Origin of the sequence: Sphingomonas sp. (assembly GCF_040398505.1) — a bacterium.
In the GTDB taxonomy this organism is placed as follows: domain Bacteria; phylum Pseudomonadota; class Alphaproteobacteria; order Sphingomonadales; family Sphingomonadaceae; genus Sphingomonas.
The window spans coordinates 1-7,909 of record NZ_JBBATX010000059.1 but is presented as its reverse complement, the minus strand read 5'-3'; the positions used below and the strand labels follow the sequence as shown (position 1 = coordinate 7,909).

Genomic DNA, 7,909 nt, shown 5'->3' with positions numbered 1-7,909 from the left:
GGCGACTTCATCACCGGCCTGCCCAAGGCCGAATTGCATTTGCATATCGAGGGTAGCCTCGAGCCCGAACTGATGTTCGCGCTCGCCGCGCGCAACGCGGTCGCGATTCCCTATGCCAGCGTCGAGGAGGTCCGCGCCGCCTATCACTTCTCGCGGCTGCAGGATTTCCTCGACATTTATTATGCCGGCGCCGCCGTACTGCTGACCGCGCAGGACTTTCACGATCTCGCCGCGGCCTATTTCGATCGCGCCGCGGCCGACGGCGTCGTCCATGCCGAAATCATGTTCGATCCGCAGACGCATACCGCGCGCGGGGTGCCGTTCGCGGCGGTCATCACCGGGTTGCTGTCGGCGATGGACGAAGCCGAGACCAAGCACGGCATGACGACGAAGCTGATCCTGAGCTTCCTGCGCCATCTCGACGAAGCCGACGCCTTCGAGACGCTGGAGGCGGCGCGGCCGTGGCTCGACCGGATTGCCGCGGTCGGGCTCGATTCGTCCGAACTCGGCCATCCGCCCGAAAAGTTCGCGCGCGTCTTTGCCGCGGCCCGCGCGCTCGGGCTGAAAGCGGTCGCCCATGCCGGCGAAGAAGGACCGCCCGACTACGTCTATCAGGCGCTCGATCTGCTCGACATCGACCGCCTCGACCATGGCAATCGCAGCCTCGAGGACCCGGTGCTCGTCGCCCGCCTCGCACGCTCGGCGATGACGCTGACGGTCTGCCCGCTGTCCAATCTCAAGCTGTGCGTAGTCGATAACATGGCCGCGCATCCGATCGACCGGATGCTGCGCGCGGGGCTGCGCGCGACGGTCAATTCGGACGATCCGGCCTATTTCGGCGGCTACATCGCCGACAATTACCACGCGGTGGAGGCGGCACGCGGCCTGACCCGCGCCGATCTCGTCACGCTCGCGCGGAACAGTTTCCTGGGCAGCTTCCTGCCCGACGACGCGGTTGCAGCGCATCTCGCGGCGCTCGATGCGTATGTGGCGCGAGGGTAGCCATCACCGTTCGCCCTGAGCCTGTCGAAGGGCATCTTTCAACAGGCGAGCGGCCCGCATGTGGAGAGGTGGGCTTCGACAGGCTCAGCCCGAACGGAAAATCCTGATCCGAACTTTTGCGCGCAATCCTGAGCGCATACCGTTCACCCGTCCCCAACCCGCTCGATATCGGCCCCGACCGCGCTCAGTTTCTCCTCCAACCGCTCATACCCGCGATCGAGATGATACACGCGCGACACTTGCGTCTCGCCATCTGCCACCAGCCCGGCGATGATCAAGCTCATCGACGCGCGCAAATCGGTCGCCATCACCGGCGCACCGGTGAGCCGCGGAACCCCGCGCACCACCGCGGTGCGGCCATGCACTTCGATATTCGCGCCCATCCGCGCCAGTTCGGGCACGTGCATGTAGCGATTCTCGAAAATCGTCTCGGTCAGCACGCTCGCGCCTTGCGCCAGGCACAGCATCGCCATGAATTGCGCCTGCATATCGGTCGCAAAGCCGGGATAGGGCGCGGTCGACAGCGTCAGCGGCTGGAGCGGGCCGGAGGCGGAGACGAGCAGATTGTCGCCGCGCTCCTCAAGCGTCACGCCCGCCGCGATCAGTGCATCGGTGGTCGCGTGCATGTCGGACAGCTTGACGCCGACCAGTTCGAGCGAACCGCCGGTGATGGCGGCGGCGCAGGCATAGCTGCCCGCTTCGATCCGGTCGGGCATTACGCGGTAGGTGGCACCATGCAGCCGGTCGACCCCTTCGATCTCGAGCGTCTCGGTGCCAATCCCCGAAATCTTCGCGCCCATCTGCACCAGCAAATTGCACAGATCGACGATCTCGGGCTCGCGCGCGGCATTTTCGATCCGGCTGCCGCCCTTGGCCAGCACCGCCGCCATCACGACATTCTCGGTCGCGCCAACCGAGACGATCGGGAAAGTATATTTGCCGCCGGACAGCCGCCCGCCGGGGGCGGTCGCCTTGACATAGCCCGCCGCCATTTCGAGCTTGGCCCCGATTGCTTCGAGCGCCTTCAAATGCAGATCGATCGGTCGGTTGCCGATCGCGCAGCCGCCGGGCAGCGATACCGTCGCCTCCCCCGCGCGCCCGATCAGCGGCCCCAGCACCAGGATCGACGCGCGCATTTTGCGCACGATGTCATACGGCGCCTCGGTCGCGGTCAGCTTGCCCGCGCGAATCGTCATCACCCGCCCGAAATCTTCGGGGCGCGCGCCCTCGATCCGGGTCGAGCAGCCGAGCTGGTTGAGCAAATGCCCGAAACTGTCGACATCGGCGAGCCGCGGCAAATTGCGCAGCGTGACCGGCTCTTCGGTCAGCAGCGCGCACGGCATCAGCGTCAGCGCTGCGTTCTTGGCCCCGGAAATGGGCAAACGGCCCGACAGGCGGTTTCCACCGCGAATAAGAATACGATCCATCGCTACCGTTTATCGCCTCGCCCCGTCTGCGCAAGCCGGATAGACAGGATCAGGGCGGGCCGACGGGCGGTGGGGGCGGTTGATCGACTTTAATGCAGCGTTCGCGCCGCACTGCTTTTAGGGAAGCATTCAAGGGGGATAGTGCGCGCGTGTCAGGAAGTTGCTTCGCCGATCGTTTGGGCGACATGGTTGTGCTGACCGCAAACGAGCGGCACGCGCTGGAGCGGCTGGAGACGCGCGAGCGCCACGTGCGGCGCGGCGCGACGTTGCAGCGCGATAAGGACCGCGCCGCAGAAATGTTCATCCTGCGCAAAGGGATGATGATGTCGTCGGTGCTGCTCGACGACGGCAGCCGCCAAATCTTGCGCTTCCATTTCGCGGGCGACATGCTCGCCGTATCGAGCCTTGCGTACCGCGCGGCGAGCGAGACGATCTCGGCGCTGTCGGATTGCGTGGTCTGCCCGTTCGAACGGCCCGCTTTCGCAGCGGTCATCACCGACCATCCCCGGCTCGCGGCGTTGATCATGGTGTGCGACCAGATCGAACGCGCCGCGCTGACCGACCGGTTGGCGGTGCTCGGGCGCACTTCGGCCAAGGCGCGCGTCGCCGCGATCCTGATCGACCTGCGCAACCGGATGCGGATGCTCGACCGCGGCATTACGATGAGCTTCACGCTCGGCCTGACGCAGGAGGAGCTCGGCGACGCAACCGGGCTGACCGCAGTTCATGTCAACCGGATGCTGCGGCAATTGGAGGATGAGCGGATGATCGCGCGCGACGCTGGCCGCGTGACCTTCACCGATGAGCGCGCGCTTGAGCGCGCGGCCAACTTCGTCGATCGCTATGCCGGGCTCGATTTGGGATGGCTGCCCGCCGGGCGCTGAGCGCCATCCTCGCAGAAATTAGAACGTCGTGCTGTTAATCTGATTCAGTCCTAACCCGTTCGGGCTGAGCCTGTCGAAGCCCAGCTCGCCACATGCTATGCGAGATGTTTGGCAAGCAGCCCTTCGACAGGCTCAGGGCGAACGGGAAGATGCGTCCATCGAGCGCGCAATAATTTACCGCTACGCTTTTTCTAGCATGCATTGCAGCGGATGCTGATTCTGCCTCGCGAAATCGAGCACTTGGCTCACCTTGGTTTCGGCGACTTCGTAGCTGAAGATCCCGCACACGCCGACGCCCTTTTGATGGACGTGGAGCATCACGCGGGTCGCCGCCTCCATATCCATGCGGAAGAAGCGCTGGAGCACGAGCACGACGAACTCCATCGGCGTGTAATCGTCGTTGAGCAGCAGCACGCGATACGGCGTCGGCTGTTTGGTCTTGGCGCGCGTGCGGGTCGCGACGCCCAGACCCGTGCCCTCGTCGTCACCGGTTCCATCATCACGGCGCTCGGCCATCGAGATTGTGCTGCTGTCGATCATCTGTCGCTAAAATATGGCATTGCGGGGGGTGAGGGCAAGGGGGCTAGTGCACAACCCCATACGAAAAGGGCGGCCCCTCGCGGGACCGCCCTTTTGCGTCGGCGAAAAAGCGGCGATGCGCTTATGCGGCGATCTTCATCTTCTCGGCGGCAACCGCGACGCGGTTCGAAATCGGCTGGGCGATTTCACCAAGCAGCTTCAGATAGTTTTCGGTGAACCTGGCGGTTTCGGCCATCATCGTGTCCATTGCCGACTTGGCATGCTCGCTCTGCAGCGCGAACAGCTCGGTCGGCGACTTGATCGCAGCGAACTGCTTGGCTGCCGCATTGGCCTTCTCGACCGACGCCTTGACGTAATCGGTCGTGTACTTGGCGATCTCTTGGGCGCCCTTGGCGGCGATCTTCGACGATTCGACCAGCGCCTCGACATTGCCCTTCGAGAATTCGTTCATGTCCTCGAACATTTTCGAACCCTTTTCCATCGCCGTCTTGGCGCGATCGTTGACATCGCCGAACAGCGAGGTCGCCTGGGCCTGAACCTTTTCAGCGGCGGACTTGAGAGTGTTTTCCATGGTGATGACTTCCTTTTTGAGGATGGCCACCGCAGGGGCGGGGGCCGGTTGGCTTGCTTCGGGGGTAAGGACGGGGGCCGGCTTTGCGGCCGGCTTCGGCACAGCAGCGACGGCAGGCTTGGCTGGTGCCGCTGCAACGCTGGGCGTTGCGACGATCGCAGCGGGCTGTTCGGCGATCGGCGCGGGCTTCGCTTCGGAAGCTTGCACGGACGGTGCCGCCTTTGCCGCAACGGCGACAGGCTTGGTCACGGCCTTTACGGCCGGGGTCGTGGCGTCGGACTTGGGACCTTTGCTGGCCATGATCGGATTGCTCCCGCGTTATTGCTGCACTGCAATATAAACGACGCGAAGCGATTTACAAGCGTAAATGTTGCACCGCAACATAATGTAACGCAGGCGGTACAAACCTTTGATAGGAAATGCTATCTTGCCCGCACATAGGCCCCAGGGGCATCCGCGATCGCCGCCAGCGCGCCGTGCCCGGGAACGCGCGCGCCGGTTGCCACGACCGTTGCCGAATCGCGTGCGCGCAGCCAGTCGATCCAGTCGGGCCACCAGCTGCCCTTGGTCTCGACCGCGCCCGCGACAAAGTCCGCCAGCGATTCAACCGGTGCCGGGTTCACCCAATATTGGTATTTCTGCGCGGTCGGCGGATTGACCACGCCAGCGATATGGCCAGAGCCAGCGAGCACGAAGCGCTTCTCTCCGCTGAACAGCCGCATCAGCGCCCACACGCTTTCGGGCGGCGCGATATGGTCCTCGCGCCCCGCCTGGATATAGCTTGGCGTGGCGACCTTGCCGAGATCGATCGGCGTGCCGAGCGCGCTGAGCGCCCCGGCCTTGCTGAGCAAATTGTCGCGGTAGAGGTCAGTCAGATAATGCCGGTGCCACGTCGCGGGCAAATTGGTTGTGTCGCCATTCCAGTGCAGCAAATCGAACGGCGCATAATCCTTGCCGAGCAAATAGTTGTTGGTGACGTAATTCCAGATCAAATCGCGCCCGCGCAGCTGATTGAACACCGCCGCCATATAGCGCCCGTCGAGAAAGCCGTCCTTCGTCACCGAATCGACCAGCGCGAGCTGTTCGTCGCTCACAAAATGCAGCAGCTCGCCGGCTTTCTCGAAATCGACTTGCGCGGTAAAGAACGTCGCGGTCTTGACCGTGTCGGCTTCGCCCCGCGCCGCCAGAATCGCGAGCGTCGCGGCCAGCGTCGTCCCCGCCACGCAATAGCCGATCGTGTGCACGGCCGGCACGTCGAGCAGCGCGCGCACCGTATCGATCGCTTCGATCTGCGCGGCGATATAATCGTCCCACACCACGTCCTTCATGCTCGCATCGGCCGAGCGCCACGACACCATGAAGACGGTAATCCCCTGCTCGACCGCCCAGCGAATGAAGCTCTTCTCGGGCGTCAGATCGAGGATGTAGAAACGGTTGATCCACGGCGGGAAGATCACCAGCGGCACCGCCAGCACGGTGTCGGTCGCCGGGCTGTACTGGATCAGCTCGTACAGATCGGTACGCAACAGCACCTTGCCCCGCGTCATCGCGAGATTGCGCCCGACCTCGAACGCGCCCGCATCGGTGTGCGTCAATTGCCCACGGCCGAGATCGGCGAGCATGTTCTGCAAGCCCTTGAGCAAATTCTCGCCGCCGGTCTCGATCGTCTTCTCGATCACTTCGGGGTTGGTCGCGGGGAAGTTGGACGGGCTCATCGCATCGAGAAAGCCGCGCGTGGCAAAGCGCATCTGCTCGCGCTGCCTGTCGTCCACCCCTTGGACCGCCTCGACTTGCGCGAGCATCCGCTCGGACAGCAGGAAATAGCTTTGCCGGATCCAGTCGAACACCGGATTCTCGCGCCAGCGCGGATCCTTGAAGCGCTTGTCGCGCGCTTGCTCGGGGGTTTCGGCTGCGGGCGCTGCGTCACCGGGGGTCAGCATCCGCTGCCACAGGCCGAGGCTCTCGGCCCAGAAATCGCGGGTGCGGGCGATTGTGTCGGGATCGGCAACACCGGGAACCGGGGGCAAAACCGTCCCCGCCAGGTCCAGCCCCTGCTCGAGCACCATTTGCTGCGCACGCCCCAGCACCCACGTCCAATGCTGCAAATCGGCCAGACTCGGCACGGCGACGTCGGGCATATCCGGCATATCGGCCATCAGGCGATCCTCTCGCTTCGTCTTAGCCTGTCCGGTCATTCCCACGAAAGCGCGAATGCCGTAAGGTGCTCGCATCTCTCTAGCCGGAATCCCCACAATGTCCGATGAATTCTATCGCATCAAACGCTTGCCACCGTACATTATCGCCGAAGTGAATGCGATGCGCGCGGCGGCGCGGGCGACGGGCGAGGACATTATCGATCTCGGCATGGGCAACCCCGACTTGCCCCCGCCGCCGCACGTGATCGAGAAATTGATCGAAGTCGCGCGCAAGCCCGATGCGCATGGCTATTCGCAATCCAAGGGCATTCCCGGCCTGCGCAAAGCCCAGGCCAATTATTACGGCCGCCGCTTCGGGGTCGATCTCGATCCCGAGAGCGAAGTCGTCGTCACGATGGGGTCGAAGGAGGGCCTCGCCAGCCTTGCGACGGCGATCACCGCGCCGGGCGACGTCGTGCTCGCCCCCAACCCAAGCTACCCGATCCACACCTTCGGCTTCATCATTGCCGGCGCGACGATCCGCGCGGTGCCGACGACGCCCGACGAGCACTATTTCGAGGCGCTCGAGCGCGCGATGGCGTTCACCGTGCCGCGCCCGTCGGTGCTGGTGGTCAATTATCCCTCCAACCCGACGGCGGAGGCGGTCGATCTCGCTTTCTACCAACGCCTTGTCGCGTGGGCGAAGGACAATCAGGTCTGGATCATCTCCGACCTCGCGTATTCGGAGCTGTATTATGATGGCAATCCGACCCCGTCGATCCTGCAGGTGCCGGGCGCCAAGGATGTCGCGGTCGAATTCACCTCGCTCAGCAAGACCTATTCGATGGCGGGCTGGCGAATCGGTTTTGCGGTCGGCAACACAAAACTGATCGCGGCGATGACGCGCGTGAAGTCGTATCTCGATTACGGCGCCTTCACCCCGATTCAGGCCGCCGCCTGCGCCGCGCTCAACGGCCCGCAGGATATCGTCGAGACCAACCGCCAGCTGTACCACAAGCGCCGCGACGTGCTGGTCGAGAGTTTCGGCCGCGCCGGCTGGGACATTCCCAGCCCCCGCGCGAGCATGTTCGCCTGGGCGCCGCTGCCGCCGGCGCTCGCGCACTTAGGAAGTCTTGAGTTCTCCAAACAATTACTGACGCACGCTCAGGTCGCGGTTGCGCCAGGGGTGGGCTATGGGGAAAACGGAGAAGGCTTTGTCCGCATCGCGATGGTCGAAAACGAGCAGCGCCTGCGCCAGGCCGCGCGCAACGTTCGGAAATATCTCCAATCGATGGGCGTCAACGTGCCCAGCACAAAGGCCGGCTGAGCCGCGCCAGTGCTGATCAACCC

Annotated in this window: 7 protein-coding genes; 3 read left to right on the top strand and 4 right to left on the bottom strand. The window is 64.0% G+C overall.

Features of this window, described 5'->3' with window-relative positions:
* The first annotated feature begins 9 nt into the window (after window positions 1-9).
* Window positions 10-1,002 (top strand): adenosine deaminase, encoded by a 993-nt coding sequence (locus tag ABWP09_RS08925; RefSeq protein WP_353204803.1) that lies wholly within the window; start codon window positions 10-12, stop codon window positions 1,000-1,002.
* 143 nt (window positions 1,003-1,145) lie between these two features.
* On the opposite strand, the gene murA is transcribed toward ABWP09_RS08925, so the two are convergent.
* Window positions 1,146-2,429, bottom strand: a complete 1,284-nt coding sequence (gene murA / locus ABWP09_RS08920; RefSeq protein ID WP_353204793.1) for a UDP-N-acetylglucosamine 1-carboxyvinyltransferase — start codon at window positions 2,427-2,429, stop codon at window positions 1,146-1,148.
* Window positions 2,430-2,614: 185 nt separating this feature from the next.
* Between murA and ABWP09_RS08915 the strand changes: the two genes are divergently transcribed.
* Window positions 2,615-3,313, top strand: coding sequence for a Crp/Fnr family transcriptional regulator (locus tag ABWP09_RS08915; RefSeq protein WP_353204802.1), 699 nt, complete (start codon window positions 2,615-2,617; stop codon window positions 3,311-3,313).
* A 180-nt stretch (window positions 3,314-3,493) separates the two neighbouring features.
* Here ABWP09_RS08915 and clpS read toward each other — a convergent pair whose 3' ends face one another.
* From clpS to ABWP09_RS08900, 3 genes are all read right to left on the bottom strand, one after another.
* Window positions 3,494-3,829 carry an ATP-dependent Clp protease adapter ClpS gene (clpS, locus tag ABWP09_RS08910; RefSeq protein WP_353204801.1) on the bottom strand — a complete coding sequence of 112 codons (336 nt, stop codon included), beginning with the start codon at window positions 3,827-3,829 and terminating at the stop codon, window positions 3,494-3,496.
* 145 nt (window positions 3,830-3,974) lie between these two features.
* A complete protein-coding gene (locus ABWP09_RS08905) occupies window positions 3,975-4,724 on the bottom strand; it encodes a phasin family protein (protein ID WP_353204792.1) in 750 nt (249 codons plus the stop codon).
* Between the two features lie 122 nt (window positions 4,725-4,846).
* Window positions 4,847-6,571 (bottom strand): PHA/PHB synthase family protein, encoded by a 1,725-nt coding sequence (locus ABWP09_RS08900; RefSeq protein WP_502959780.1) that lies wholly within the window; start codon window positions 6,569-6,571, stop codon window positions 4,847-4,849.
* Window positions 6,572-6,677: 106 nt separating this feature from the next.
* Here ABWP09_RS08900 and ABWP09_RS08895 point away from each other — a divergent pair, with 106 nt between their 5' ends.
* On the top strand, window positions 6,678-7,886 hold the full coding sequence (locus ABWP09_RS08895) for an LL-diaminopimelate aminotransferase (protein ID WP_353204790.1): 1,209 nt from the start codon (window positions 6,678-6,680) through the stop codon (window positions 7,884-7,886).
* The last annotated feature ends 23 nt before the right edge of the window (window positions 7,887-7,909 follow it).

What these genes read in the sequence shown, in the direction of transcription:
- ABWP09_RS08895 (WP_353204790.1), top strand. Translation starts at nt 6,678, where the DNA reads ATGTCCGATGAATTCTATCGCATCAAACGCTTGCCACCGTACATTATC.
- murA (WP_353204793.1), bottom strand. Translation starts at nt 2,429, where the DNA reads ATGGATCGTATTCTTATTCGCGGTGGAAACCGCCTGTCGGGCCGTTTG.
- ABWP09_RS08900 (WP_502959780.1), bottom strand. Translation starts at nt 6,571, where the DNA reads ATGCCGGATATGCCCGACGTCGCCGTGCCGAGTCTGGCCGATTTGCAG.
- ABWP09_RS08915 (WP_353204802.1), top strand. Translation starts at nt 2,615, where the DNA reads ATGGTTGTGCTGACCGCAAACGAGCGGCACGCGCTGGAGCGGCTGGAG.
- ABWP09_RS08905 (WP_353204792.1), bottom strand. Translation starts at nt 4,724, where the DNA reads ATGGCCAGCAAAGGTCCCAAGTCCGACGCCACGACCCCGGCCGTAAAG.
- clpS (WP_353204801.1), bottom strand. Translation starts at nt 3,829, where the DNA reads ATGGCCGAGCGCCGTGATGATGGAACCGGTGACGACGAGGGCACGGGT.